This window comes from Pseudomonas mangiferae, from assembly GCF_007109405.1.
GTDB classification, from domain to species: domain Bacteria; phylum Pseudomonadota; class Gammaproteobacteria; order Pseudomonadales; family Pseudomonadaceae; genus Pseudomonas_T; species Pseudomonas_T mangiferae.
Genome location: NZ_VJOY01000008.1, coordinates 60,970 through 85,102, shown reverse-complemented (window position 1 = coordinate 85,102; position 24,133 = coordinate 60,970). Strand labels below are relative to the sequence as shown.

The 24,133-nt window shown below is 66.1% G+C and carries 25 protein-coding genes; 8 read left to right on the top strand and 17 right to left on the bottom strand.

Annotated features, from left to right (window positions below):
* Positions 1 to 70: 70 nt before the first annotated feature.
* From FM069_RS12585 to ccoN (FM069_RS12540), 10 genes are all read right to left on the bottom strand, one after another.
* Positions 71 to 592 carry a FixH family protein gene (locus FM069_RS12585; RefSeq protein ID WP_143488703.1) on the bottom strand — a complete coding sequence of 174 codons (522 nt, stop codon included), beginning with the start codon at positions 590 to 592 and terminating at the stop codon, positions 71 to 73.
* Positions 593 to 607: 15 nt separating this feature from the next.
* Positions 608 to 2,023: a cytochrome c oxidase accessory protein CcoG gene (gene ccoG / locus FM069_RS12580; protein WP_143488702.1), complete on the bottom strand. Its 1,416-nt coding sequence runs from the start codon at positions 2,021 to 2,023 to the stop codon at positions 608 to 610.
* Positions 2,024 to 2,152: 129 nt separating this feature from the next.
* On the bottom strand, positions 2,153 to 3,121 hold the full coding sequence (gene ccoP, locus FM069_RS12575) for a cytochrome-c oxidase, cbb3-type subunit III (protein ID WP_143488701.1): 969 nt from the start codon (positions 3,119 to 3,121) through the stop codon (positions 2,153 to 2,155).
* The gene (locus FM069_RS12570) at positions 3,118 to 3,306 is read right to left on the bottom strand and encodes a cbb3-type cytochrome oxidase subunit 3 (protein WP_143488700.1); all 189 of its coding nucleotides are present in this window, start codon (positions 3,304 to 3,306) and stop codon (positions 3,118 to 3,120) included. The genes ccoP (FM069_RS12575) and FM069_RS12570 overlap by 4 nt, the downstream gene beginning before the upstream one ends.
* A gap of 6 nt (positions 3,307 to 3,312) precedes the next feature.
* Positions 3,313 to 3,921 carry a cytochrome-c oxidase, cbb3-type subunit II gene (ccoO, locus tag FM069_RS12565; protein ID WP_143488699.1) on the bottom strand — a complete coding sequence of 203 codons (609 nt, stop codon included), beginning with the start codon at positions 3,919 to 3,921 and terminating at the stop codon, positions 3,313 to 3,315.
* A gap of 14 nt (positions 3,922 to 3,935) precedes the next feature.
* Entirely contained in the window at positions 3,936 to 5,363 is a 1,428-nt protein-coding gene (gene ccoN, locus FM069_RS12560) for a cytochrome-c oxidase, cbb3-type subunit I (protein WP_143488698.1), read from the bottom strand.
* Positions 5,364 to 5,715: 352 nt separating this feature from the next.
* Entirely contained in the window at positions 5,716 to 6,648 is a 933-nt protein-coding gene (gene ccoP, locus FM069_RS12555) for a cytochrome-c oxidase, cbb3-type subunit III (RefSeq protein WP_143488697.1), read from the bottom strand.
* Entirely contained in the window at positions 6,645 to 6,821 is a 177-nt protein-coding gene (locus FM069_RS12550; protein ID WP_143488831.1) for a cbb3-type cytochrome oxidase subunit 3, read from the bottom strand. The genes ccoP (FM069_RS12555) and FM069_RS12550 overlap by 4 nt, the downstream gene beginning before the upstream one ends.
* Positions 6,822 to 6,842: 21 nt before the next feature.
* Positions 6,843 to 7,451 carry a cytochrome-c oxidase, cbb3-type subunit II gene (ccoO, locus tag FM069_RS12545; protein ID WP_143488696.1) on the bottom strand — a complete coding sequence of 203 codons (609 nt, stop codon included), beginning with the start codon at positions 7,449 to 7,451 and terminating at the stop codon, positions 6,843 to 6,845.
* A gap of 10 nt (positions 7,452 to 7,461) precedes the next feature.
* Entirely contained in the window at positions 7,462 to 8,886 is a 1,425-nt protein-coding gene (ccoN, locus tag FM069_RS12540) for a cytochrome-c oxidase, cbb3-type subunit I (protein ID WP_143488695.1), read from the bottom strand.
* A gap of 42 nt (positions 8,887 to 8,928) precedes the next feature.
* Between ccoN (FM069_RS12540) and FM069_RS12535 the strand changes: the two genes are divergently transcribed.
* The gene (locus tag FM069_RS12535) at positions 8,929 to 9,630 is read left to right on the top strand and encodes an alpha/beta family hydrolase (RefSeq protein ID WP_143488694.1); all 702 of its coding nucleotides are present in this window, start codon (positions 8,929 to 8,931) and stop codon (positions 9,628 to 9,630) included.
* A gap of 55 nt (positions 9,631 to 9,685) precedes the next feature.
* Here FM069_RS12535 and FM069_RS12530 read toward each other — a convergent pair whose 3' ends face one another.
* Both FM069_RS12530 and acnA read right to left on the bottom strand, forming a co-directional pair.
* The gene (locus FM069_RS12530; RefSeq protein ID WP_143488693.1) at positions 9,686 to 11,251 is read right to left on the bottom strand and encodes a methyl-accepting chemotaxis protein; all 1,566 of its coding nucleotides are present in this window, start codon (positions 11,249 to 11,251) and stop codon (positions 9,686 to 9,688) included.
* A gap of 220 nt (positions 11,252 to 11,471) precedes the next feature.
* Positions 11,472 to 14,213, bottom strand: coding sequence for an aconitate hydratase AcnA (gene acnA / locus FM069_RS12525; protein ID WP_143488692.1), 2,742 nt, complete (start codon positions 14,211 to 14,213; stop codon positions 11,472 to 11,474).
* A 198-nt stretch (positions 14,214 to 14,411) separates the two neighbouring features.
* Between acnA and rlmM the strand changes: the two genes are divergently transcribed.
* Together rlmM and tusA are read left to right on the top strand one after the other, a co-directional pair.
* Positions 14,412 to 15,464: a 23S rRNA (cytidine(2498)-2'-O)-methyltransferase RlmM gene (gene rlmM / locus FM069_RS12520; RefSeq protein WP_143488691.1), complete on the top strand. Its 1,053-nt coding sequence runs from the start codon at positions 14,412 to 14,414 to the stop codon at positions 15,462 to 15,464.
* A gap of 60 nt (positions 15,465 to 15,524) precedes the next feature.
* The gene (tusA, locus tag FM069_RS12515; protein ID WP_143488690.1) at positions 15,525 to 15,764 is read left to right on the top strand and encodes a sulfurtransferase TusA; all 240 of its coding nucleotides are present in this window, start codon (positions 15,525 to 15,527) and stop codon (positions 15,762 to 15,764) included.
* 18 nt (positions 15,765 to 15,782) lie between these two features.
* Here the strand turns inward: tusA and FM069_RS12510 are convergent, their stop codons facing one another.
* Positions 15,783 to 17,177: an MATE family efflux transporter gene (locus tag FM069_RS12510; RefSeq protein WP_143488689.1), complete on the bottom strand. Its 1,395-nt coding sequence runs from the start codon at positions 17,175 to 17,177 to the stop codon at positions 15,783 to 15,785.
* Between the two features lie 267 nt (positions 17,178 to 17,444).
* On the opposite strand from FM069_RS12510, the gene pdxB reads away from it, so the two are divergent.
* Positions 17,445 to 18,590 carry a 4-phosphoerythronate dehydrogenase PdxB gene (pdxB, locus tag FM069_RS12505; protein WP_143488688.1) on the top strand — a complete coding sequence of 382 codons (1,146 nt, stop codon included), beginning with the start codon at positions 17,445 to 17,447 and terminating at the stop codon, positions 18,588 to 18,590.
* Positions 18,591 to 18,641: 51 nt separating this feature from the next.
* On the opposite strand, the gene FM069_RS21625 is transcribed toward pdxB, so the two are convergent.
* Positions 18,642 to 18,815: a PA1571 family protein gene (locus tag FM069_RS21625; RefSeq protein ID WP_178106729.1), complete on the bottom strand. Its 174-nt coding sequence runs from the start codon at positions 18,813 to 18,815 to the stop codon at positions 18,642 to 18,644.
* Positions 18,816 to 19,118: 303 nt separating this feature from the next.
* Between FM069_RS21625 and FM069_RS12500 the strand changes: the two genes are divergently transcribed.
* Entirely contained in the window at positions 19,119 to 19,709 is a 591-nt protein-coding gene (locus FM069_RS12500; protein ID WP_233282030.1) for a DUF1287 domain-containing protein, read from the top strand.
* Between the two features lie 52 nt (positions 19,710 to 19,761).
* On the top strand, positions 19,762 to 21,552 hold the full coding sequence (locus FM069_RS12495; RefSeq protein ID WP_143488687.1) for an ABC transporter transmembrane domain-containing protein: 1,791 nt from the start codon (positions 19,762 to 19,764) through the stop codon (positions 21,550 to 21,552).
* 37 nt (positions 21,553 to 21,589) lie between these two features.
* Here FM069_RS12495 and ppnP read toward each other — a convergent pair whose 3' ends face one another.
* The 3 genes from ppnP to FM069_RS12480 form a co-directional block, all read right to left on the bottom strand.
* On the bottom strand, positions 21,590 to 21,871 hold the full coding sequence (gene ppnP / locus FM069_RS12490) for a pyrimidine/purine nucleoside phosphorylase (RefSeq protein WP_143488686.1): 282 nt from the start codon (positions 21,869 to 21,871) through the stop codon (positions 21,590 to 21,592).
* Between the two features lie 65 nt (positions 21,872 to 21,936).
* Entirely contained in the window at positions 21,937 to 22,482 is a 546-nt protein-coding gene (locus tag FM069_RS12485) for an exonuclease domain-containing protein (protein WP_143488685.1), read from the bottom strand.
* Positions 22,483 to 22,670: 188 nt separating this feature from the next.
* A complete protein-coding gene (locus FM069_RS12480; protein WP_143488684.1) occupies positions 22,671 to 23,012 on the bottom strand; it encodes a DMT family protein in 342 nt (113 codons plus the stop codon).
* 147 nt (positions 23,013 to 23,159) lie between these two features.
* Here FM069_RS12480 and FM069_RS12475 point away from each other — a divergent pair, with 147 nt between their 5' ends.
* The gene (locus FM069_RS12475) at positions 23,160 to 23,435 is read left to right on the top strand and encodes a YkgJ family cysteine cluster protein (protein WP_143488683.1); all 276 of its coding nucleotides are present in this window, start codon (positions 23,160 to 23,162) and stop codon (positions 23,433 to 23,435) included.
* 38 nt (positions 23,436 to 23,473) lie between these two features.
* Entirely contained in the window at positions 23,474 to 24,082 is a 609-nt protein-coding gene (locus tag FM069_RS12470) for an START domain-containing protein (RefSeq protein WP_143488682.1), read from the top strand.
* Positions 24,083 to 24,133 lie beyond the last annotated feature (51 nt).

Below are 24,133 nucleotides of genomic sequence, written 5' to 3'. Positions count from 1 at the left end.
GAGGCGAGCCGCCTGCAAGGCGGCTCGCTTCCTCATGCGCACACCGGACGGGGCGCAGCGCGGTGACGCGTCACTGACCAGCCGGGCTTTCATCGCCGAGGACCACGGTATGATCCTGGTCCACGGTCTCTTCTTCGAACAGGCGCCACTCCTGGCCACCCTCGCTGCCCAGCAGTTCGACGAAGCGCCGGCCCTTCACGCTGTCCTGGAGCATGCCGCGGTACACGCGGTCATCGCCGGGCTGCAGCACGACGCGGCGATCCCGCTCCGGCTGGGTCGGCGAAATCAGGTTCAGCACCAGTTGCGTCGGGTGGCTGGCACCCTCCAGGTTCAGCTCGACGTTGCCGCTTTCCTCGTCGAGCTTCAGCTGTGCCCGCAGGTGCAGGCGTTCCGCTAATTTCTCCCGCTCCAGTGACTGGTTGATGCCCTTGCCGGCGTCGTAGTAGTCGGTCACCACCAGGCTGTCGCTCTGGCGGATGGCGATGGTCAGCAGAGACAGGCCCAGCACCACCGAGCTCGCCAGCAGGGCGATGATGAACCAGGGCCAGAACTGCTTGTACCAGGGTTGAAACTGCGCGTCGGTGGTGGGCATGGAAGCCTTTGTCTGTCAGCGGACGGAGGGGCCGATGAAACGGCTCTTGGCGTCGGAGTGGATGGAAGGGTCGTCGGGTGATTCCACCCGGAAGGTGATCGTGTTGGTGCTCGAGGGCATCTTCTCCGGTTCGATGGACAGTTCCACGGGCACCGACAGCACCTCGCCAGCGCTGGTATGCACCTCGCGGCGGCCTTCGTAGACCAGCCCCTCGAGGCCTTCCGCCTGGATCACGAAGGTCAGGTCGCGCTGGGCCTTGTTCACCAGCTTCACGGTGTAGACGTTCTCGATGCGGCCCTGCTCGTTCTCCCGGTAGAGCACCCGGTCCTTGCTCACGTCCAGCTCCACCAGGGAACGGGTGGCGATGGCATAGCCGAGCACGCTGATCATGGCCAGCAGGGCGATGGCATAGCCGATCAGGCGAGGGCGTACCAATTGGGTCTTCTGCCCGGACAGGTTGTGCTCGGTGGTGTAGCTGATGAGCCCGCGGGGGTAGTTCATCTTGTCCATGATGGTGTCGCAGGCGTCGATGCAGGCGGCGCAGCCGATGCACTCGATCTGCAGGCCGTCACGGATGTCGATGCCGGTGGGGCAAACCTGGACGCACATGGTGCAGTCGATGCAGTCGCCGAGGCCCTGGGCCTTGTAGTCGATGCCTTTCTTGCGCGGGCCGCGTTTCTCGCCGCGACGGGGATCGTAGGAAACGATCAGGGTGTCCTTGTCGAACATCACGCTCTGGAAGCGCGAGTAAGGGCACATGTAGACGCAGACCTGCTCCCGCAGCCAGCCGGCGTTGCCGTAGGTGGCGAGAGTGAAGAAGCCGATCCAGAACAGAGCCAATTCGTCCGCCTGGAAGGTGGCGATCTGCACCACCAGGTCGCGGATCGGATAAAAGTAGCCGACGAAGGTCAAGCCGGTGGCCAGACTGATGAGCAGCCACAGGGTGTGCTTGGCGCTCTTGCGCAGCAGCTTGGGCCCGCTCATGGGGGCCTTGTCCAGCTTCATGCGCTGGTTGCGATCACCTTCGGTGACCTTCTCGCACCACATGAAGATCCAGGTCCATACGCTCTGCGGGCAGGTATAACCGCACCAGACGCGGCCGGCGAAGACGGTGATGAAGAACAGGCCGAAGGCGGCGATGATCAGCAGGGCGGACAGGAGCACGAAGTCCTGTGGCCAGAAGGTCGCGCCGAAGATGAAGAATTTGCGCTCCGGCAGGTCCCACCAGACGGCCTGGCGGCCATTCCAGTCGAGCCAGACGGTGCCGAAGTAGAGAAGAAAGAGAAACGCCCCCCCGACGATCCGCAGGTTGCGGAACAGGCCGGTGAAGGCGCGGGTGTAGATTTTTTCCCGAGCGGCGTAGAGCTCTACGGTTTCGGCAGGCTTGGGCCGGGGAGGGGTGACGTCTTGGACAGGAATCTGCTCACTCATTAGGCATACCACGGCGGATTAGTGTGCTCCGACCGATGCGTGCCGGTCGGAGTCATGACCTGCTGTATATGGTACGCCTGAGGCCCCCCATTCAAGTGCGACAGGACGTCGCGCTTGAATGAGACGGTTTCACTGTTGAGCCGGCTTGTGCGACAGGCTGTACACGTAAGCGGCCAGCAGATGCACCTTGTCGTTACCCAGCAGGTTCTCCTGGCTCGGCATCTTGCCGTTGCGGCCATAGCGGATGGTCTGCTGGAGCTGAGCGAAGCTCGTACCGTATATGAACGCCGGGGCGTCGGTCAGGTTCGGTGCGCCCATCGCCGGCATGCCCTTGCCTTCCGGACCGTGGCAGGCCACGCAGTTGGAGGTGAAGAGCTGGCGACCCGCTTCGATGTCGGCCTTGGCGTCTTCCGGCAGCTTGCGGCCGGCCAGTTGGGTGAGCACGAAGGCTGCGACATTGTGTACACCGTCTTCGCCGAGAATCTCGCCCCAGGCCGGCATGGCGGCCTGGCGACCGCCGAGGATGGTGGTCTTGATGGTCGCCGGCTCGCCGCCCCAGCGCCATTCCTGGTCGGTCAGGTTGGGGAAGCCGTAGGCGCCCTTGGCATCGGAACCGTGGCAGACCGCGCAGTTGGAGGCGAACAGCCGACCGCCCATCTTCAGGGCCTGCTCGTCCTGGGCAACGGCTTCGATAGGCATCGCCGCATATTTGGCGAAGATCGGACCGTATTCCTTGTCAGCCTTGAACATCTCCTTTTCCCACTGGTGGGCGCCGGTCCATCCGGGCTCGCCATTGGAGAAGGCGGTGTTGGACTCGGCGTCAACCTTGTCGTAGCCGGGGAAAACACCTTTCCAGTTACCCATGCCCGGGTAGAGCACCAGGTAACCCACGGCGAACACCAGGGTGCCCACGAACAACATGAACCACCAGCGGGGTAGCGGGTTGTCGTACTCCTCGATGCCATCGAAGGAGTGGCCGACGGTCTCGTCGGTGGTGTTCTCGCGCTGGCCGCGGCGGGTCGCGAAGATAAGCCAGGTCAGGCCCAGCAGGGTGGCGCTGGTGAGTAGGGTTACGTACCAACTCCAAAACGTGGTCATTCGGTCTTACTCCTAGAAGCGTGCTCGTCTCGCGCGTTGGGCTTGGGCTCGTCGTCGGCGAAGGGGAGGTTGGCCGCTTCGTCGAAGCTCGATTTGCGCTTGCCGTTGTAGGCCCAGAGAACGACGCCGATGAAGGCGACGAACACCAGAACGGTACCCAGGCCGCGAAGAGTCCCGATATCCATCGTGCGTTACCGTTTGTTCTTGATAGAGGTGCCCAGACCTTGCAGGAATGCGACCAGCGCATCCATCTCGGTCTTGCCTTTCACAGCGGCCTTGGCGCCGGCGATATCTTCGTCGGTGTAGGGCACGCCGAGGGTACGCAGTGCTTCCAGTTTGTCCGCGGTGTGCGCGCCATCGAGACGGTTCTCCACCAGCCAGGGGTAGGCGGGCATCTTCGACTCGGGCACCACGTTGCGCGGGTTGTAGAGGTGGGCGCGCTGCCAGTCGTCCGAGTAGCGGCCGCCGACGCGGGCCAGGTCCGGACCGGTACGCTTGGAACCCCAAAGGAACGGGTGATCCCAGACGCTCTCGCCGGCCACCGAGTAGTGGCCGTAGCGTTCGGTTTCGGCGCGGAACGGACGGATCATCTGCGAATGGCAGCCGACGCAGCCTTCGCGGATGAAGATGTCGCGGCCTTCCACTTCCAGCGCGTTGCGCGGCTTCATGCCCTCGACCGGGGTGTTGGTCACACCCTGGAAGAACAGCGGAACGATCTGCACCAGGCCGCCGATGCTCACGGCGAGCACCATGAGCAGCGCCATCAGGCCGATGTTCTTTTCAACGATTTCGTGTTGCATATCCGGTCGGCTCCTCAGGCGATCTGCGCCGCGGCTTCGTACTCGGCCGGCTTGGCTACGCGTACGGTGCGGTAGGTGTTGTAGGCCATCAGCAGCATGCCGGTCAGGAAGAAGGCGCCGCCCAGTGCGCGGACCATGTAACCCATATGACCGGCTTCCAGCGCTTCGACGAAGGAGTAGGTGAGGGTGCCGTCCTGGTTGACCGCACGCCACATCAGGCCCTGGGTGATGCCGTTGACCCACATCGAGGCGATATAAAGCACAGTGCCGATGGTGGCCAGCCAGAAGTGGGCGTTGATCAGGCCGATGCTGTGCATCTGCTCGCGGCCATACACCTTCGGAATCAGGTGGTACAGGGAACCGATGGAAATCATCGCCACCCAGCCGAGGGCACCGGCGTGCACGTGGCCGATGGTCCAGTCGGTATAGTGGGAGAGGGCGTTGACGGTCTTGATGGCCATCATCGGGCCTTCGAAGGTGGACATGCCGTAGAAGGCCAGGGACACCACCAGGAAGCGCAGGATCGGGTCGGTGCGCAGCTTATGCCAGGCGCCGGAGAGGGTCATCATGCCGTTGATCATGCCACCCCAGGACGGCGCCAGCAGGATCAGCGACATCACCATGCCCAGGGACTGGGCCCAGTCCGGCAGGGCGGTGTAGTGCAGGTGGTGCGGGCCGGCCCAGATGTAGACGGTGATCAGCGCCCAGAAGTGGACGATGGACAGGCGATAAGAATAGATGGGGCGTTCGGCCTGCTTGGGCACGAAGTAGTACATCATCCCGAGGAAGCCGGCGGTGAGGAAGAAGCCCACGGCGTTGTGGCCGTACCACCACTGGATCATGGCGTCGGTGGCACCGGAATACAGGGAGTAGGACTTGAACGCGTAGACCGGGATTTCCATATTGTTGACGATATGCAACAACGCCACGGTCAGGATGAACCCGCCAAAGAACCAGTTACCCACATAGATGTGCTTGGTCCGGCGCTTGGCGATGGTACCGAAGAACACGATGGCGTAGCTGACCCAGACGATGGTGATCAGGATGTCGATCGGCCATTCCAGCTCGGCGTATTCCTTGGAGCTGGTGTAGCCCAGGGGCAGGGTGATGACCGCCAATACGATGACCGCTTGCCAACCCCAGAAGGTGAAGGCGGCCAGGCCATCGGAAATAAGCCGGGCCTGAGAGGTACGCTGGACCACATAATAAGAAGTGGCGAACAGAGCACAGCCACCGAACGCGAAGATCACCGCGTTGGTATGGAGCGGGCGCAGACGGCCGAAACTGGTCCACGGAAGGTTGAAGTTGAGTTCCGGCCACACCAGTTGTGCGGCAATCAGAACGCCGAGACCCATGCCGACGACCCCCCAGATTACCGTCATAACGGCGAACTGGCGGACCACCTTATAGTTATAAGCAGTCTGACTGATTGCTGTGCTCATGCTAGGTTCCACGGTTAATGGAGGGTTTTTTAGGACAAAAAATCGGCGGCAAGTATGTAGAAGTAGGGTAGCCAATGCAACGACACACGCCGATACAACTGGCTTTCAGACCCTTGGACCTGCGCGCCGGCCGCGTGTGCGGAAGGTGTCCTGGGCCGCTGGACGGGATGGCATTCATCGCCGTCGGGAGGGAATCGCCGAGTCCTGGCGGACCTGGGCGAACGTGGACCAGCTTAGTCGAATCGGTGGGGGTGTGCAGAGGGCATGAAGCGGCACTGCGACACTCTGTCGCAGAGAGGGGAAGGGTTGGGCACGTCCGTGTGCCCCGGGTGGCTCCTTGCAGGTAACTCGGTTACTTCGCGGCGGTGTCCGCCTTGTTCGACAGGCTGTACACATACGCGGCGAGGATGTGCACCTTGTCCGAGCCCAGGTACTGCTCTTGGGCAGGCATCTGGCCGTTACGGCCGTAGCGGATGGTCTGCTGCAGCTGTGCCAGGCTCGAACCGTAGATCCAGGCGCTTGGCTGGGTCAGGTCGGGGGCGCCCATCATCGGCATGCCCTTGCCTTCCGGGCCGTGGCAGGCCTGGCAGTTGCTGGCGAAGACCTGCTGGCCGGCGACGACGTCGGCCTGGGTGCCTTCCGGCAACTTCAGCTTGCCCAGGTCCTGGCGGACATAGGCGGCGACGTTGCGCACGCCGTCATCGCCGAGGATCTCGCCCCAGGCCGGCATGGCCGCCTGGCGACCGCCGAGGATGGTGGTCTTGATGGTCTCCGGCTCGCCGCCCCAGCGCCAGACGTGGTCGGTGAGGTTGGGGAAGCCCACGGCGCCCTTGGCGTCGGAGCCATGGCAGATGGCGCAGTAGGTGGCGAACAGCCGGCCGCCCATCTTCAGCGCATCGGCGTCCTGGGCCACCGCATCGATGGGCATGGCGGCGTACTTGGCGAAGATCGGGCCGTATTGCTCGGCGGCCTTGTCCTGCTCGTGCTGCCATTGCTTGACCTGGGTCCAGCCGCCCTCGTAGCCGGGGAACACGCCTTTCCAGTTGCCCAGGCCCGGGTAGAGCACCAGGTAGCCGGCGGCGAAGACGATGGTGCCGACGAACAGCAGGAACCACCACTTCGGCAGCGGGTTGTCGTACTCCTCGATGCCGTCGAAGGCATGGCCCATGGTTTTTTCGGTGATGCCCTTGGACTCGCCCTTGCGGGTGGCGAACACCAGCCACAGCAGGGCGGCGAGGGTGCCGAGCGTGAGCAGGGTGATGTACCAGCTCCAGAACGCGGTCATTGGTCGTTACTCCTGAAAACGTGCCGGGAATGCGCGGTCTCGTCCGCGAAGGGCAGGTTGGCCGCTTCGTCGAAGCTGGATTTGCGCTTGCCGTTGTAAGCCCAGAACACCACGCTGACGAACGCCACCAGGACCATCACGGTGCCCAGGCCGCGCAGCGTGCCTACATCCATCCAGAGGAAAGGGTTCATGGCCTACCTCTTGTTCTTCAGGCTGGTGCCCAGCACCTGCAGGTAGGCCACCAGCGCGTCCATCTCGGTCTTGCCCTGCACCGAGGCCTTGGCGCCCTGGATGTCGGTGTCGGTGTACGGCACGCCGAGGGTGCGCATCGCCTGAACCTTGTCCGCGGTATGGGCGCCATCGAGGCGGTTTTCCACCAGCCAGGGGTAGGCGGGCATCTTCGACTCGGGCACCACGTTGCGCGGGTTGTAGAGGTGCGCACGGTGCCAGTCATCGGAGTAGCGGCCGCCGACGCGGGCCAGGTCCGGGCCGGTACGCTTGGAGCCCCACAAGAACGGGTGGTCCCAGACGCTCTCGCCGGCCACCGAGTAGTGGCCGTAGCGCTCGGTCTCAGCGCGGAATGGACGGATCATCTGCGAGTGGCAACCAACGCAGCCTTCGCGGATGAAGATGTCGCGGCCTTCCAGCTGCAGCGCGGTGTAGGGCTTGAGGCCGTCTACCGGCTGGGTGGTTTCCTGCTGGAAAAACAGCGGGACGATCTGCACCAGGCCGCCGACGCTCACCGCGAGGGCCATGAACAGGGCCATCAGGCCGATGTTCTTCTCGACGATTTCGTGTTTCATCTTCGACTCCTCAGGCGATCTGCGCCGCGGCTTCGTACTCGGCCGGCTCGGAAGCCCGCACGGTGCGGTAGGTGTTGTAGGCCATTACCAGCATGCCGCTGAGGAACACCGCGCCGCCGATCATGCGCACGATGAAGCCCATGTGACCGGCTTCCAGCGCTTCGACGAAGGAGTAGGTGAGGGTTCCGTCCTGGTTGACCGCACGCCACATCAGGCCCTGGGTGATGCCGTTGACCCACATCGAGGCGATGTAGAGCACGGTGCCGATGGTGGCCAGCCAGAAGTGGGTGTTGATCAGGCCGATGCTGTGCATCTGCTCGCGGCCGAAGACCTTCGGGATCAGGTGGTAGAGGGAGCCGATGGAGACCATGGCGACCCAGCCGAGGGCACCGGCGTGTACGTGGCCGATGGTCCAGTCGGTGTAGTGGGAGAGGGCATTGACGGTCTTGATGGCCATCATCGGGCCTTCGAAGGTGGACATGCCGTAGAAGGCCAGGGACACCACCAGGAAGCGCAGGATCGGATCGCTGCGCAGCTTATGCCAGGCACCGGAGAGGGTCATCATGCCGTTGATCATGCCGCCCCAGGACGGAGCCAGCAGGATCAGCGACATCACCATGCCCAGGGACTGGGCCCAGTCCGGCAGGGCGGTGTAGTGCAGGTGGTGCGGGCCGGCCCAGATATATACCGCGATCAACGCCCAGAAGTGGACGATGGAGAGGCGGTAGGAATACACCGGACGCTCGGCCTGCTTGGGCACGAAGTAGTACATCATCCCGAGGAAGCCGGCGGTGAGGAAGAAGCCCACGGCGTTGTGGCCGTACCACCACTGGATCATGGCGTCAGTGGCCCCGGAGTACAGGGAGTAGGACTTGGTCAGGGTGACCGGCAGCTCCAGGTTGTTCACCACGTGCAGCAGTGCCACGGTCAGGATGAACCCGCCGAAGAACCAGTTGCCCACGTAGATGTGCTTCACCTTGCGCTTGACGATGGTGCCGAAGAACACGATGGCGTAGCTGACCCAGACGATGGTGATCAGGATGTCGATCGGCCATTCCAGCTCGGCGTATTCCTTCGAACTGGTGTAGCCCAGGGGCAGGGTGATGGCCGCCAGTACGATGACCGCCTGCCAACCCCAGAAGGTGAAGGCGGCCAGCTTGTCGGAGATCAGCCGCGCCTGAGAGGTGCGCTGTACCGCGTAGTAGCTGGTGGCGAACAAGGCACAGCCACCGAACGCGAAGATCACCGCGTTGGTGTGCAAGGGTCGCAGGCGACCGAAGCTGGTCCAGGGAAGGTTGAAGTTGAGTTCCGGCCAGACCAACTGTGCGGCAATGAGAACGCCGAGAGCCATCCCGACGATTCCCCAAACCACCGTCATAATGGCGAACTGGCGGACCACCTTGTAGTTATAGGCGGTACTGCTTGCTGTGCTCATGTGAGGGCTTCCATCACGGTTACTTGGAAAAGCGAGGCAAGCATGGTGAAACGCCATGAGGGGAATATTGACCCGGATCAACTCACCGAGCATGGCGCTTTGCCCTCACTGTTGTGGGAGCGGCCGCCCGGGGAGGCCAGGGCGACTCTGATCCTGGCCCATGGCGCAGGTGCGCCCATGGACAGCCCGTTCATGACGGACATGGCGCAAAGGCTTGTAGCGCGCGGGATGGCGGTGGTTCGGTTCGAGTTCGACTACATGGCGCAGCGGCGCCAGGGAGGGCGCCGGCCGCCCGATCAGCAGCCCCAACTGCTGGCCTGCTGGCGTACTGTGCTGGCGAGCGTGCGACAGCAAGTCGCGGGAACTCTGGCCGTCGGCGGCAAGTCGATGGGCGGCCGAATGGCCAGCCTGCTGGCCGATGAGGAGCAGGTCGATGGACTGGTATGCCTGGGGTATCCCTTCCACCCGGCCAAGCGCCTGGACCGGCCGCGGGTGGAGCACCTGGCGGACCTGGCGACTCCGACCCTGATCGTCCAGGGGGAACGCGATGCCCTGGGCAGCCGGGAGACCGTGGCGGGCTACCGGCTTTCCGGCGCCATCCGCCTGTTGTGGCTACCCGCGGCGGACCATGACCTGAAGCCCCTCAAGGCCTCGGGTTTCACCCATGACGATCATCTGGCGCGAACGGCCGAGGCTGTGGCCGACTTTCTGCTCCACCTGTCACCCCGCCCCGGGAAGGACTGAACGGCTGGGGCCCAGCGCACGCTTCGCCCGGCCTGCCGCGCACATGCGCCACCGATCAGCGATTGAACCGATCCACCAGGGCGTATTGCCCATGGGCGGTCTGGGTCAGTTCCTCGCTGAGCAGGGCGGTGCGCTGGGCCTCTCCCGAAGTCTGGTCGGCCAGCTCGGCGATGCTCAGGATATTGCGGTTGATCTGCTCGGCGACGCTGCTCTGCTGTTCGGTGGCGGTGGCGATCTGGTTGGTCATGTCGGTGATGTTGGCCACCGCCTCGCTGATGCCCTTGAGGGCGTCATCGGCCCGGGAGACCCGCTGCACGCCTTCGTCCGCCTGTTGCTGGCCGTTTTGCATGGTGTGTACCGCATCCTCGGCGGTGTTCTGCAGCTTGGCGATCAGGCCGTGAATCTGCTGGGTCGACTCGGCGGTTCGCTGGGCCAGGGAGCGCACTTCGTCGGCCACCACCGCGAAGCCGCGGCCCATGTCGCCGGCCCGGGCCGCCTCGATGGCAGCGTTCAGCGCCAGCAGGTTGGTCTGGTCGGCGATGCTCTTGATCACGTCCACCACGCCGCCGATCTCGTTGCTGTCCTGGGCCAGGCGAGTGACCGCGTCCCCGGTGTCCACCACGGACTGCGACAGGCGATGGATCGCTTCGCGGGTCTCCGCGGCAATGGCCCGGCCCTGTTCCGCCAGCCGGTTCGCTTCCTGGGTGGCGTCTGCGGTTCGCTGCACGTTGCTCGCCACGTCGTGGGTGGTGGCGGTCATCTGGTTCACCGCGGCGGCCACCTGCTCGGTCTCCTGACGCTGGCGCTCCAGGCCGGAGGAACTGCTCAGCGAAAGCTTCTCCGCCTGGCGAGCCTGTTCGGTGAGTTGTTCGGCGGTGTCCTGCAAGCGTGTCAGGCAGGTCTTCAGGCGCGCTTCCTGGCTGAGGATCGCCATTTCCAGGCAAGCCTGGACGCCGCGGCTGTCGGTGTACATCTGGGCGATCAACGGGTCGGAGGTGGTCTGTTCCACCAGGCGCAGCAAGCGCTTGATGCCGCGGTTCTGCCAGGCCAGGCCGATCAGGCCCAGGGGGATCGACAACAGGGCCGCGAGAATGAAGCCCCAGTGAGAGTCGAGCCAGGCGCCGATGAGGAAACCGATCTGGCTGATCAGGATGAACGGCAGCCAGTCCTGCACTACCGGCAACCAGCGATCACGCTGGGGAATCGCCGACTTGCCGTCGTTGATCCGCTTGTACAGCGCTTCGGCGCGCCTGATCTGCTCCGGGGTCGGCTTGACGCGCACCGACTCGTAGCCGCTCACCTCGCCGCCCTCGTAGATGGGCGTCACGTAGGCGTTGACCCAGTAGTGGTCACCGTTGCGGCAGCGGTTCTTCACCACGCCCATCCACGGGCGCCCGCTCTTGAGGGTGGTCCACATGTGAGCGAAGACCGCGGGCGGCACGTCGGGATGCCGTACCAGGTTATGAGGCGCGCGGATCAGCTGCTCCCGGTCGTAGCCGCTGACGTCCACGAAGGCGTCGTTGCAGTAGGTGATGACGCCTTTGGTATTGGTGGTGGAAATGAGGCGCTGTTCGGCCGGGTAGGTTCGCTCGCGCTGGGTAACGGGTTGATTGTTGCGCATGGACCTCACTCTTCGGTAGGTGACGATCGATCAACCGCCCGACTCGGCGCGGTCGCCCGAAAATGCGCCAGTGTACCTGTAAACCACCGAAATACGGTTTTCTGGCGTCAATGGATGGTCAGTCACGAGGCGTTCGCTTAGTCACCTCGTCAGCCACATCGCCGCGCTTCAACGAGCCGAACGCCGGAATGCGGGCAGCGCACGCTCTGCCCGTTCCGTGTTACTCCGCCAGCAGTTGGCGCAGAACGTAATGCAGAATGCCGCCGGCCTTGAAGTACTCCACTTCGTTCAGCGTATCGATGCGGCAGAGCACTTCCACGTTCTCCAGGCTTCCGTCTTTGCGTGTGATTTCCAGGGTGAGGGGCATGCGCGGCCGCAGTTCAACGCCGTCCAGGCCGAAGATGCCGATCTTCTCCTGGCCGGTGAGGCCCAGGCTCTTGCGATCCTGGCCCTCCTTGAATTGCAGCGGCAGCACGCCCATTCCCACCAGATTGGAACGGTGGATGCGCTCGAAGCTCTCCGCGACCACTGCCTTCACTCCCAGCAGGTTGGTGCCTTTCGCCGCCCAGTCCCGGGAGGAGCCGGTGCCGTATTCCTTGCCGGCGATGATCACCAGGGGCGTGCCCTCGTCCTGGTAGCGCATCGCTGCGTCATAGATGGCCAATTTGTCGCCGCTGGGCACGTGTAGGGTATTGCCGCCTTCCTCGCCGCCGAGCATCTCGTTCTTGATGCGGATGTTGGCGAAGGTGCCGCGCATCATCACCTCGTGGTTGCCACGCCGCGACCCGTAGGAGTTGAAGTCCACCGGCTCGACGCCGCGCTCGCGCAGGTAGCGCCCGGCGGGGCTGTCCACCTTGATGTTGCCGGCGGGGGAAATGTGGTCGGTGGTCACCGAGTCCCCCAGCAGGGCGAGAATCTGCGCGTCGTGGATGTCCTGGACCCGCGGCGGCTCGTTGGCGATGCCCGTGAAGAAGGGCGGGTGCTGGATGTAGGTGGAATCGTCCTGCCAGACATAGGTGTCGGATTCCGGCACCTGGATGGCGCGCCACTTCTCGTCGCCGGCGAACACTTCCGCGTATTCCTTGCGGAACATCGCGGTCTCCACCTTGCGCACCGCTTCGGCGATTTCCTCGCGGCTCGGCCAGATGTCCCTCAGGTACACCGGCCTGCCGTCGCGGTCCTGGCCGAGGGCGTCGTGGTCCAGGTTGAGGGTCACGGTGCCGGCGAGGGCATAGGCCACCACCAGGGGCGGCGAGGCCAGCCAGTTGGTCTTCACCAGCGGGTGCACCCGGCCTTCGAAGTTGCGGTTGCCCGAGAGCACCGCGGCGACGGTGAGGTCGGCACTCTGGATGGCCTTCTCGATGGGGTCCGGCAGCGGGCCGGAGTTGCCGATGCAGGTGGTGCAACCGTAGCCCACCAGGTCGAACCCCAGCTCGTCCAAGTAGCGGGTGAGGTCGGCGGCGGTGAAGTAGTCGGTCACCACCTTGGAACCGGGGGCCAGGGACGACTTCACCCAGGGCTTGCGCTGCAGGCCCTTTTCCACCGCCTTCTTCGCCAGCAGGCCGGCGGCCATCATGACGCTGGGGTTGGAGGTATTGGTGCAGGAGGTGATGGCGGCGATCACCACGGCGCCGTTCTTCAGGCGATAGGTATGGCCCATGTATTGGTAGTCGGCTTCGCCCACCAGGGCGGCGTTGCCTACGGCGACGCCGCCACCGCCTTCGTTCTGCAGGCGGTTGTCTTCCTTGGGCGGTGGCTTCACCTGCAGGCCCATGAAGTCATCGAAGGCCTTGGCCACGCTGGGCAGGGCGACGCGGTCTTGGGGCCGCTTGGGCCCGGCGAGGCTGGCCTCGACGCTGCCCATATCCAGCTCCAGGGTATCGGTGAAGGCCGGCTCGTGGCCCGGCTCGCGCCACAGGCCCTGGGCCTTGCAGTAGGCCTCTACCAGCGCCACGGTCTCGTCGGGGCGGCCGGACAGGCGCAGGTAGTCGAGGGTGATGTCGTCCACCGGGAAGAAGCCGCAGGTGGCGCCGTATTCCGGGGCCATGTTGGCGATGGTGGCGCGGTCCGCCAGGGGCAGGTCCGCCAGGCCGTCGCCGTAGAACTCGACGAACTTGCCCACCACGCCGCGCTTGCGCAGCATCTGGGTGACTGTCAGGACCAGGTCGGTGGCGGTGATGCCTTCCTTCAGGCGGCCGGTGAGCTTGAAGCCGATCACTTCCGGGATCAGCATCGAGACCGGCTGGCCGAGCATCGCGGCTTCCGCCTCGATCCCGCCGACGCCCCAGCCCAGTACGCCGAGGCCATTGATCATGGTGGTGTGGGAGTCGGTACCCACCAGGGTGTCGGGGAAGGCCCAGGTGTCGCCGTCTTCCTCGCGAGTCCAGACGGTGCGACCCAGGTACTCCAGGTTGACCTGGTGGCAGATCCCAGTGCCTGGCGGTACCACGCTGAAGTTGTCGAAGGCGTTCTGTCCCCAGCGCAGGAAGGCGTAGCGCTCACCGTTGCGCTGCATCTCGATTTCCACGTTCTCTTCGAACGCGTGGCTGTTGCCGAAGCGATCCACCATCACCGAGTGGTCGATCACCAGGTCCACGGGGGACAGCGGGTTGATCCGCTGCGGGTCGCCGCCGGCCTTGGCCACGGCGTCGCGCATCGCCGCCAGGTCCACCACGGCGGGCACGCCGGTGAAGTCCTGCATCAGCACGCGGGCGGGGCGATATTGAATCTCCCGGTCGGAGGTGCGCTCGCGCAGCCAGTCGGCCAGGGCGGTAAAATCGTCGCGGGTGACGGTCTTGTCGTCCTCCCAGCGCAGCAGGTTCTCCAGCAGCACCTTGAGGGACATCGGCAGGCGCTGCAGGTCGCCCAACTGGCGGGCCGCATCGGGCAGGCTGAAATAATGATAGGTACGGCCGCCGACCTCCAGGCTACGGCGACTGTTCAGGCTATCCAGGGAAGGCATGCGCATCTCCTTGAGGCCCGCACGGCACGGGCCGATGAAACGGCGCGGAGTCTCGCGTCCCCGCTTCGGGGATCGGGCTCCGCTGGAAGGTTTCGTCATGTCACTGGACCGGCCCATGCGGCCCGGGGTTCCCGTTGGGCTATCATGCGCGCCCCGCCGCAGAGCCGGCGCGATGCCCACTTTTCACGGATATCACCGATGGACAGCGTTTTCCTGCATTGCCGGCCCGGCTTCGAGGGTGAGGTGTGTGCCGAACTCAGCGAGCGCGCCGCCGCCCTCGGCGTGGCCGGCTACGCCAAGGCCCGGCCGAACGAAGCCTGCGCCGAATTCATCTGCAGCGAAGCCGACGGCGCCGCGCGGCTGCTGAAGGAGCAGCGTTTCGACCGGCTGGTCTTCCCCCGCCAGTGGGCGAGGGGGGCCTTCGTCGACCTGCCCGAGAGCGACCGCATCGGCGTGCTGCTGGAGCGCCTGCAGGACTACCCGGTCGCCGGCAGCCTGTGGCTGGAGGTGCTGGACACCAACGAGGGCAAGGAGCTGTCGACCTTCTGCCGCAAGTTCGACGTGCCGCTGCGCAAGGCCCTGGAAAAGGCCGGCCGCCTGCGGGAAGGAGAGTCGCCGCGGCTGCTGCTGACCTTCCTCAGCGGCCGCCGGGTGTTCCTTGGCGTCGCCGACTCGGGCAACTCCGCCGCCTGGCCCATGGGCATCCCGCGCCTGAAATTCCCCCGGGAAGCGCCCAGCCGGTCCACCCTCAAGCTGGAGGAAGCCTGGCACCAGTTCGTGCCCCGGGAGGAATGGGACACCCGCCTGGCCCCGGCGATGACCGCCGTGGACCTGGGCGCCGCTCCCGGTGGCTGGACCTGGCAACTGGTGAACCGGCACATGAAGGTGATCGCCGTGGACAACGGCCCCATGGACCCGGGCCTGATGGATTCCGGCCTGGTGGAGCACCAGCGGGCCGATGGCTTCGTCTTCCGCCCGCGCCGGCCGGTGGACTGGATGGTCTGCGACATCGTCGAGAAACCGGCGCGCACCGCCGCGCTGATCGAGACCTGGCTCGGCGAGGGCTGGTGCCGCGAGGCGGTGGTCAATCTGAAGCTGCCCATGAAGCAGCGGCACGCGGAGGTGAGCCGGTTGCTAGAGCGCATCGCCGACGGCTTGCGCGAGCGCGGCGTGCGGGTGGCCATCGGCTGCAAGCAGCTCTACCACGACCGCGAGGAAGTCACCTGCCACCTGCGCCGGCTGGACCGCTGAGCCGGCCGTGACCGGCTCCGGCGTTTCGGCGACAATGCCGGCTCGATCCAGGAGGCCATGATGTCCGAACAACCCGATGCGATTCTCGATGCCAGCGGCCTCAACTGTCCCGAACCGGTGATGCTGCTGCACAACAAGGTGCGCGATCTGCGGGCCGGCGGGCTGCTCAAGGTGATCGCCACCGACCCGTCCACCCGCCGCGATATCCCCAAGTTCTGCGTGTTCCTCGGCCACGAGCTGCTGGAGCAGGCCGAGGAGGGCGACACGTTCCTCTACTGGATCCGCAAGAAGGCCGACTGACCCGGCGGCATCCCGCCGTCAGCCGGGGAGCGCCTCCAGGCGGATGTGCCGCCGGGCGCTGCGGTTGAGGCGCACCGACAGCATCAGCGCCGCCCCGGTGAGGCCGGCGATCAGGCCCAGCCACAGGCCGCTCGGCCCGCTGGGCTCGCCGAACAGGTGGCTGAGGCCGAGGACGTAGCCCACCGGCAGGCCAATGCCCCAGTAGGCGAACAGGGTGATGATCATGGTCGCCCGGGTGTCCTGGTAGCCGCGCAGGGCGCCGGCGGTGATCACCTGCAACCCGTCCGAGAACTGGAACAGCGCCGAGTAGGCGATGAGCATCGCCGCGACCCGAATCACCGTGGGGTCGGCGGTATAGATCTCGGCGATCTGCTCGCGGAACGCCAGCATCAGGCTCGCCGACAGGCAGGCATAAAGCAGGGCGCTGGCGATGCCCACCCGGGCGGAAAAGCGCGCCGCCAGGGCGTCCTTACGCCCCAGGGACTGGCCGACCCGGACGGTGACCGCCATGGCCAGGGAGTAGGGGATCATGAACACCAGGGAGCTGAAGTTGAGGGCGATCTGGTGGCCCGCCACCACGTCCGCGCCCAGGCTGCCGATCAGCAGGGCGATCACCGCGAAGATGCTGGACTCGGCGAACACCGCCACGCCGATGGGGACGCCGATCCCTAGCAGGCGGCGCATGATCGGCCCGTTCGGCCGGTCGAAGCGGGCGAACAGCCGGCTGCTGCGGTAGGCCGGCGCCCAGCGCACCCAGCCGAGCATGCCGAAGAACATGAACCACATCACCAGACCGCTGGCCCAGCCACAGCCGGGGCCGCCCAAGGCCGGCACGCCGAAGTGTCCGTAGATGAACACATAGTTCAACGGAATGTTCAGTAACAGGCCACCGATGCCCAGGACCATGCTCGGGCGGGTACGGCCGAGCCCGTCGCTGAAGCAGCGCAGGACGTGGTAGAGCGCCACCGCCGGAATGCCGAAGCCGATCCCGCGCAGGTACACCATGCTGGACTCTACCAGCGCCGGGGCGACCCCCATCACCTGCAGTACCGGCCGGGCGGACCACAGCACCACGGCCGCGGCCAAGCCGGTGCCCACCGCCAGCCACAGGGCCTGGCGCACCAGCGGGCCGATCTCCTCCAGGCGCCCGGCGCCGAAGTGCTGCGCCACCTTGGGCGTGGTGGCCAGCAGGGTGCCGGTCATCAGCAGGTAGACCGGCACCCAGATCGAGTTGCCCAGGGCCACCGCCGCCAGGTCGGTCGGGCTGACGCGCCCGGCCATGACCGCGTCGACGAAGCCCATGGCGGAGTGGGACAGCTGGGCGATGATGATCGGCAGGGCGAGGGTCAGCAGGGCGGTGAATTCGCGGCGGATGCGGGCGAAGGAGGAAGCAGGGGCGGACACGGGACGCATTCCATTGGTTGACAGGCCACTGGGGCGGCAGTGGCGGCCGGGCGCGGTTCCCACCGGCGCGGGGCAATGCAGCACGCATCGAGAAACGACGACGGCTGTCGCGCGGCATTCGCGGACGTTTCGAGGGAGCGGCTGGACGGCCGGCTAGTCTACGCGTTGACGCACCGGTCAGGAAAGGGCGCGCCGGCGCGGGCGCCGTGCCGGTCGTACAAACCGCCGGCGCGCCCTAGAATGCCGGCTTCGCTAGCCGCTGCCGAGACGACCCCCATGCGCTTGCTCGCCGATGAGAACATTCCCCTGGTCGAGGCCTTCTTTTCCTCCTTCGCCGGGGCGGATGCCATCCGCCGGTTGCCCGGACGCGCCATCGACAGGGCTGCCCTGGGCGACGCCGAAGTGCTGCTGGTGCGTTCGGTCACTCCGGTGGGGCGCGACCTGCTGGAGGGCAGCGCCGTGACCTTCGTCGGCACCTGCACCATCGGCACCGACCACCTGGACCTGGACTACCTGCGTGAGGCCGGCATCGCCTGGGCCAGCGCGCCGGGTTGCAACGCCCGAGGGGTGGTGGACTACGTGCTGGGCAGCGTCCTGACCCTGGCGGAAGATGCCGGGATCGATCCGGCAACGCGGCGCTACGGGGTGTTGGGAGCTGGGGAAGTGGGCGGTCGGCTGCTGCAGGTATTGCGCGGGCTGGGCTGGCAGGTGCGGGTCTGCGACCCCCCGCGCCTGGCCCTGGAGGGCGACGGGGACTATATCGGGCTGGAGGAGTTACTGGACACCTGCGACGTGATCAGCCTGCATACGCCCCTGGACGCCTCGACCCACCACCTGCTGGACGAGACGCGCCTGGCCCGCCTGCGGCCCGGGGCCTGGCTGATCAACGCCAGCCGGGGCGCGGTGGTGGACAACCAGGCGCTGAAGGCGCTGCTGGCGCGCCGCGACGATGTTCGCGCCGTGCTGGATGTCTGGGAAGGAGAACCGCTGGTGGACGTGGAGTTGGCCCGGCACTGCCGGCTGGCGACCCCCCACATCGCCGGTTACAGCCTAGACGGCAAGCTGCGCGGCACCGAGCAGATCTACCGGGCCTTCTGCGCCCATCAGGGTGAGCGCCCGGAGGTGGAACTGGCCAGCCTGCTCCCTGCGCCCGGGTTGGCGGAGGTGGTGCTGGGGGCCGGCTGCGACCCACGCTGGGCGCTGCCGATGCTCTGCCGGGCGGTCTACGACCCACGCCGCGACGATGCGGATTTCCGCCGCACGCTGGAAGGGGACGAGGTGGCGCGGCGCGCGGCCTTCGACACCCTGCGCAAGCATTATCCGGTGCGTCGGGAAATCGACGGCCTCACGCTGCGGCTCACCTCGGGTGACGACGAGCTGCGTCGCCTGGGGGAGGCGCTGGGGAGCCGGGTGATCGGCTGAGGAGGCCCCGCGCGCGCCCGGGCCGCTGCCCGGAGGCGCGGCCCGTCGCTGTCAGGCGTGCTTGCCAGCGTGGATGCAGGCCGTTTCCAGCTCGCGGCAGGCGCGCTGGATCATGGTTTCGGTGATCGGGATTTCCCGGCCCTGGTCGTCGATGATCGCACCGCCGATGGGGCGTTGCGGCGGGATCGAAACGACGCGTTGTTCTCGGCTGCGCTCATCGAGCATGGCGGTCTCCTCATCGTGGGTTCAGGTCTGGCGACGGTACGCACCCGGCATGACACGGCGGTGACGCCGACGGGTGCGTCAAGGTATCGGCCATGGGGGCGATCCCTTCAGTCGGAAGCAGCGTTCATGCCAAGTCGCCAGCATAGCCCGGCAGGTCATCGACGCCCGTAGCGAGGTCAGATTCAGAAGCGCTTCATGGGGAACGACGACGCGGCCGGAATCTCGGCGCCTCGCCAGGCGATCCTCGAAACCGCTGGCGTTTGACGGTATAACGCCGAGGGTCCGTTTTCCGAGGAGGCTCCGGTGCGCCGTATTCTGACCGCCCTGTGCGGGTTGTTGTTGTGCTGGCAGGCCCAGGCTGCCGTCGATCCCGCCGCCCTGGTGGCCGCGGCGCGCCAGCAAGTCGGCGTTACGCTCGGCTATGACCCTCGGTATCGCCGCCTGGCCTACCCCGGTGGCGACGTGCCCCTGGAGACCGGCGTCTGCAGCGACGTGGTGATCCGTGCCCTGCGGCCACAGGGGCTTGACCTGCAGGTGGCGCTCCACCAGGACATGCGCGAGCATTTCCGGGCCTACCCACGGTCATGGGGCGCCACGCGCCCCGACCCCAGCATCGACCACCGCCGGGTGCCCAACCTGATGACCTGGTTCCGGCGCCAGGGCATGGCGCTGCCGGTAAGTCGGGAGGCCGGGGCCTACCGCCCCGGTGATGTCGTGACCTGGAACCTGGGGCGCGGCCAGACCCACATCGGCCTGGTGTCGGACCGTATCGGCGTCGATGGCGTGCCGTTGATCCTGCACAACATCGGCCGCGGCGCCCGGGAGGAAGACCTGCTGTTCCGCTTCGAGATCACCGGGCACTACCGCTTTCCCGGCACGCCGGAGGCCGGATGAGCCCGGTGTTACCTTTCGCCTGTCGCCCCTCTCGCCTTGAAGGAAGGTATTGATGCCGTCGCTCCTGAGTACTCGCCAACGGGCTGCGCTGCAAATGGCGGCGCGCTTCGTGAAACCTTACCGGGGCCGAATCGCCGTGGCGCTGCTGGCCCTGCTGTTCACCGCCGCCATCACCCTGTCCATGGGGCAGGGCATCAAGCTGCTGGTGGACCAGGGGTTGGCCACCCAGTCGCCCCATGCCCTGAACCGCTCGATCCTGCTGTTCTTCGTGCTGGTGCTGGCCCTGGCGGTGGGCACCTACACGCGCTTCTACCTGGTGTCCTGGCTGGGCGAGCGCTTCGTCGCCGACATCCGCCGGCGGGTGTTCGACCATCTGGTGGGGCTGCACCCCGCGTTCTTCGAGACCACCCGCAGCTCGGAAGTCCAGTCGCGGCTCACCGCCGACACCACGCTGCTGCAGTCGGTGATCGGCTCCTCGCTGTCCATGGCGTTGCGCAACGTCATCATGCTGGTGGGCGGGGTCACGCTGCTGTTCTTCACCAATCCGAAACTGACCGCCATCGTGGTGGCGGTGCTGCCGCTGGTGGTGGCGCCGATCCTGCTGTTCGGCCGGCGGGTGCGCAGCCTGTCCCGGCAGAGCCAGGACCGCATCGCCGACGTGGGCAGCTACATCGGCGAGACCCTGGGGCAGATCAAGACGGTCCAGGCGTACAACCACCAGGCCCAGGATCGCCTGCGCTTCGCCAGTACCGTGGAGGCGGCGTTCGCCACTGCCCGACGGCGCATCGCCCAGCGTGCCTGGCTGATCACCGTGGTCATCGTACTGGTGCTGGGCGCTGTGGGCGTGATGCTCTGGGTCGGCGGCATGGACGTGATCGCCGGCCGAATCAGCGGCGGGGAACTGGCGGCCTTCGTGTTCTACAGCCTGATCGTCGGCTCCGCCTTCGGCACCCTCAGCGAAGTGATCGGCGAACTGCAGAGCGCCCTGGGCGCCGCCGAGCGCATCGCCGAACTGCTGCAGACCACCAATGCCATCACCGCGCCCGACCAGGGGGTGCGCACGCTGCCGCCACGGGTCAGCGGCGCGCTGCGCCTCGAGGCGCTGCGCTTCGCCTACCCGTCGCGGCCCCATGCAGAGGCGCTGGCGGGTATCGACCTGCAGGTTCGCCCCGGCGAAACGGTGGCGCTGGTGGGGCCTTCGGGGGCCGGCAAGTCGACGCTGTTCGACCTGCTGCTGCGGTTCTACGACCCCAGCGGGGGCCGCATCGAACTGGACGGGGTGCCCATCGACCAACTGGACCCGGCCGACCTGCGGCGCTGCTTCGCCCTGGTATCCCAGAGCCCGGCGCTGTTCTTCGGCAGCGTGGCGGACAACATCCGCTATGGCCGCCCCGATGCCAGCCAGGCCGAGGTGGAGGCCGCAGCGCGGGCGGCCCATGCCCATGGATTCATCGTCGACCTGCCGGAGGGCTACGAGACGCGGCTGGGGGAGGGCGGCCTGGGGCTGTCCGGTGGCCAGCGCCAACGCCTGGCCATCGCCCGGGCATTGCTGGTGGACGCGCCCATCCTGCTGCTGGACGAAGCCACCAGCGCCCTGGATGCGGAGAGCGAACACCTGATCCAGCAGGCGCTGCCACGGTTGATGAGCGGCCGCACCACCCTGGTGATCGCCCACCGGCTGGCGACGGTACAGAACGCCGACCGCATCGCGGTGATCGACCTTGGCCGGCTGGTGGCCATCGGCACCCATGAAGAATTGGTGCGGCAGGACGCGCTGTATGCCCGGCTGGCGGCCTTGCAGTTCGCCCGGGGCGCCGACGCGCAGGAAACAGACAGAGCGTGAGGGGAAGGGCGGCCGTCGAACGAGGCCGCCGGAGGGCTCAGCGGTATTCGCAGAGGTAGGCGGTGTCGACGTCTACCTTCAGCTGGAACTTGCTGCTGGCCGGAACGGTGAAGCGGGTGCCGGCGGCGAAGGTTTCCCAGTTCTCGCTACCCGGCAGCTTCACCGTCAGCGCGCCGGCGACCACGTGCATCACTTCCAGTTGACCGGTGCCGAACTCATAGTTGCCCGGTGCCATGACCCCGATGGTGGCGGGGCCTTCACTCATGCCGAAGGCGATGGATTTGACGGTGCCGTCGAAGTACTCGTTGACCTTGAACATGGATCATCCTCGAAGGGGGCGGGCAAAAAGGCCGGACAGTATGCCCAAGGCGGTTTACAGCGTCACTAGCTGCTGGCCGGCAGCACCAGGGGCAACAGGCGCGCGGTGTTGCGGGCATCTTCGAGGGCGCGGTGCTGCTGGCCCTGGAAGCTCAGGCCGGCCAGTTGCAACGCGACGTTCAGACCCACCGGGTGGGTCAGCTGCCTCGCCTGGCCGAAGCCCTGCTTGAGGTTGAGGTGGGGCAGTGCCAGCAGCCGGCTGTCGATCCGGTACTGCCGCAGCTCTTGTTCCAGCTGCCGGCGGTCGTACTCGCCCCAGCTGGCCCACCCCACCAGGGGGCCGCAATGCTGCAGCCAGCGTTCGAAGGCTGGCCAGATGGTTTCCAGGGGAGCCGCGGTATCCACGTCCGCCTGCTCGATGTGGGTCAGATGCCGGCAGAAGGCGGTCAGGCAGGGGCGCCGCTGGGGGCGGACGAAGCGCTGGAAATGGCCCACTTCGCGCCCGCTGGCATTCACCAGGGAGGCCCCCAGCTCGATGATTTCCATCTCCTGCAGCGGCCAGCCGCCCTCATCGGTCGTGGCTTCCAGGTCGATCACCAGCCAGTGCGGCATGGGCTCTCCTTAGCGGTCATGTCTCGGCGAACGGGGCGCGTCAGGCGTGCGTCCGGTAGGTGGGGCGCGTTTCGTCTGCTTTCAGGGGAAGGGCGTCGCTGAGGCAATCATGTGAACCGGCCTGGATAGCTGACCGGCGCGGCATGCAACGGTTCCGACGAGCCGCCCCGGTGGAACGAGTTGCGCGTTCAGGCGCGGAAGATGAAGTAGGTGGCGCCCAGCAGGCACAGGCCTGCCCACAGGTAATCCAGTTTCAGTGTCTGTTGCATGACGAACACGCTGAACAGCATGAACACGCCGAGGCCGATCACTTCCTGCATGATCTTCAACTGCCCGAGGGAGAGGACGGTGTAGCCGATGCGGTTGGCCGGCACCATGAGCAGGTACTCGAACAGCGCCACGCCCCAGCTGAGCAAGGCGGCGACGATCCACGGGCGATCTCCCAGGGTTTTCAGGTGGCCGTACCAGGCGTAGGTCATGAAGACGTTGGATGCGCACAACAGCGCTGCGGTTTGCAGCCAGACCGGCATGGGAGGCTCCTGCGGAGGGGTCGGCGAAGCCTACCGGTGCCGCGCGATGGCGCCAAGCGGGAAGTACGCGTCTAGCAGTGGCTGCCCAAGCCCTCGGCGAGCCGGTAGAATCGCCGGCCGTTGCAACGTCTGCGGAGTGACCGTTCCGTGAAGTGTCGTGCCGGTTGCGGTGCCTGCTGCATCGCGCCCTCCATCAGTTCGCCGATCCCTGGCATGCCCGACGGCAAGCCGGCGGGCGAGCGCTGCCTGCATCTGGACGAGGAAAACCGCTGCGGTCTGTTCGGCCGACCCGAGCGCCCCGCGGTGTGCTCGGCCTTTTCCGCGGACGCCGACGTCTGTGGCGAAAGCCGCGCGCAGGCCCTGCATGTGCTGGGCTGGCTGGAACAAGCGACGTCCGTTGCGGTCAGTCGATCTATCCGATAAGCCGCATCTCGCGGTGAAAAATAACCAAGGAGAATGGAATGGGTTCGCGTCGCCTCATGGCAAGTATCTGTGGTCTCGGCCTGCTGACGGTTTCGGTGGCCCACGCCGAGGATTGGAAGCTCGCCAAGGACGAAGACGGCATCAAGGTCTACCTCAGCGAAGTGTCCGGTTCCAAGTACAAGGCCTACCGTGGCGTGACCACCATCAAGGCGGACGTGGCCAGCATTCGCAAGCTGCAGGAAGACGTCAGTGGGTCCTGTGCCTGGATCTACGAGTGCAAGGAGCAGAAGCTGCTCAAGCACGAGGGCGACCACAGCTGGACCTACACCCGCTTCGACACGCCCTGGCCGGTCACCCCCCGTGACTCGGTGCTGGACGTGACCACCGAAGAAGGCGCCGACGGCAGCGTGATCCGCCACCTGAAGGGCGTGCCCACCTACGTTCCGGAAGAGAAGGGCTTCGTACGGGTCGCCAGCGTCGATGGCCAGTGGAAGCTGGTGCCGAAGGGCGAGGGGCAGGTCGAAGTGACCTACCAGGTGCACACCGAGCCGGGCGGCAGCGTGCCCTCGGTGCTGGCCAACAGCTTCGTGGTGGACGCGCCGTTCAACACCCTGAAGAACCTGCGGACCCGCGCCGAAGGCAAGTAAGGCTGACGCGAGGCTCGTGAACGAAAAAGGCTGCCCGAGGGCAGCCTTTTT

What these genes read in the sequence shown, in the direction of transcription:
- FM069_RS12585 (WP_143488703.1), bottom strand. Translation starts at nt 592, where the DNA reads ATGCCCACCACCGACGCGCAGTTTCAACCCTGGTACAAGCAGTTCTGG.
- FM069_RS12495 (WP_143488687.1), top strand. Translation starts at nt 19,762, where the DNA reads ATGCCGTCGCTCCTGAGTACTCGCCAACGGGCTGCGCTGCAAATGGCG.
- FM069_RS12535 (WP_143488694.1), top strand. Translation starts at nt 8,929, where the DNA reads ATGGTGAAACGCCATGAGGGGAATATTGACCCGGATCAACTCACCGAG.
- FM069_RS12570 (WP_143488700.1), bottom strand. Translation starts at nt 3,306, where the DNA reads ATGGATATCGGGACTCTTCGCGGCCTGGGTACCGTTCTGGTGTTCGTC.
- FM069_RS12530 (WP_143488693.1), bottom strand. Translation starts at nt 11,251, where the DNA reads ATGCGCAACAATCAACCCGTTACCCAGCGCGAGCGAACCTACCCGGCC.
- ppnP (WP_143488686.1), bottom strand. Translation starts at nt 21,871, where the DNA reads ATGTTCAAGGTCAACGAGTACTTCGACGGCACCGTCAAATCCATCGCC.
- FM069_RS12550 (WP_143488831.1), bottom strand. Translation starts at nt 6,821, where the DNA reads ATGGATGTAGGCACGCTGCGCGGCCTGGGCACCGTGATGGTCCTGGTG.
- ccoO (WP_143488696.1), bottom strand. Translation starts at nt 7,451, where the DNA reads ATGAAACACGAAATCGTCGAGAAGAACATCGGCCTGATGGCCCTGTTC.
- tusA (WP_143488690.1), top strand. Translation starts at nt 15,525, where the DNA reads ATGTCCGAACAACCCGATGCGATTCTCGATGCCAGCGGCCTCAACTGT.
- FM069_RS12480 (WP_143488684.1), bottom strand. Translation starts at nt 23,012, where the DNA reads ATGCCGGTCTGGCTGCAAACCGCAGCGCTGTTGTGCGCATCCAACGTC.
- ccoP (WP_143488697.1), bottom strand. Translation starts at nt 6,648, where the DNA reads ATGACCGCGTTCTGGAGCTGGTACATCACCCTGCTCACGCTCGGCACC.
- rlmM (WP_143488691.1), top strand. Translation starts at nt 14,412, where the DNA reads ATGGACAGCGTTTTCCTGCATTGCCGGCCCGGCTTCGAGGGTGAGGTG.
- pdxB (WP_143488688.1), top strand. Translation starts at nt 17,445, where the DNA reads ATGCGCTTGCTCGCCGATGAGAACATTCCCCTGGTCGAGGCCTTCTTT.
- ccoO (WP_143488699.1), bottom strand. Translation starts at nt 3,921, where the DNA reads ATGCAACACGAAATCGTTGAAAAGAACATCGGCCTGATGGCGCTGCTC.
- FM069_RS12510 (WP_143488689.1), bottom strand. Translation starts at nt 17,177, where the DNA reads ATGCGTCCCGTGTCCGCCCCTGCTTCCTCCTTCGCCCGCATCCGCCGC.
- ccoN (WP_143488698.1), bottom strand. Translation starts at nt 5,363, where the DNA reads ATGAGCACAGCAATCAGTCAGACTGCTTATAACTATAAGGTGGTCCGC.
- FM069_RS12470 (WP_143488682.1), top strand. Translation starts at nt 23,474, where the DNA reads ATGGGTTCGCGTCGCCTCATGGCAAGTATCTGTGGTCTCGGCCTGCTG.
- ccoG (WP_143488702.1), bottom strand. Translation starts at nt 2,023, where the DNA reads ATGAGTGAGCAGATTCCTGTCCAAGACGTCACCCCTCCCCGGCCCAAG.
- acnA (WP_143488692.1), bottom strand. Translation starts at nt 14,213, where the DNA reads ATGCCTTCCCTGGATAGCCTGAACAGTCGCCGTAGCCTGGAGGTCGGC.
- ccoN (WP_143488695.1), bottom strand. Translation starts at nt 8,886, where the DNA reads ATGAGCACAGCAAGCAGTACCGCCTATAACTACAAGGTGGTCCGCCAG.
- ccoP (WP_143488701.1), bottom strand. Translation starts at nt 3,121, where the DNA reads ATGACCACGTTTTGGAGTTGGTACGTAACCCTACTCACCAGCGCCACC.
- FM069_RS12485 (WP_143488685.1), bottom strand. Translation starts at nt 22,482, where the DNA reads ATGCCGCACTGGCTGGTGATCGACCTGGAAGCCACGACCGATGAGGGC.
- FM069_RS21625 (WP_178106729.1), bottom strand. Translation starts at nt 18,815, where the DNA reads ATGCTCGATGAGCGCAGCCGAGAACAACGCGTCGTTTCGATCCCGCCG.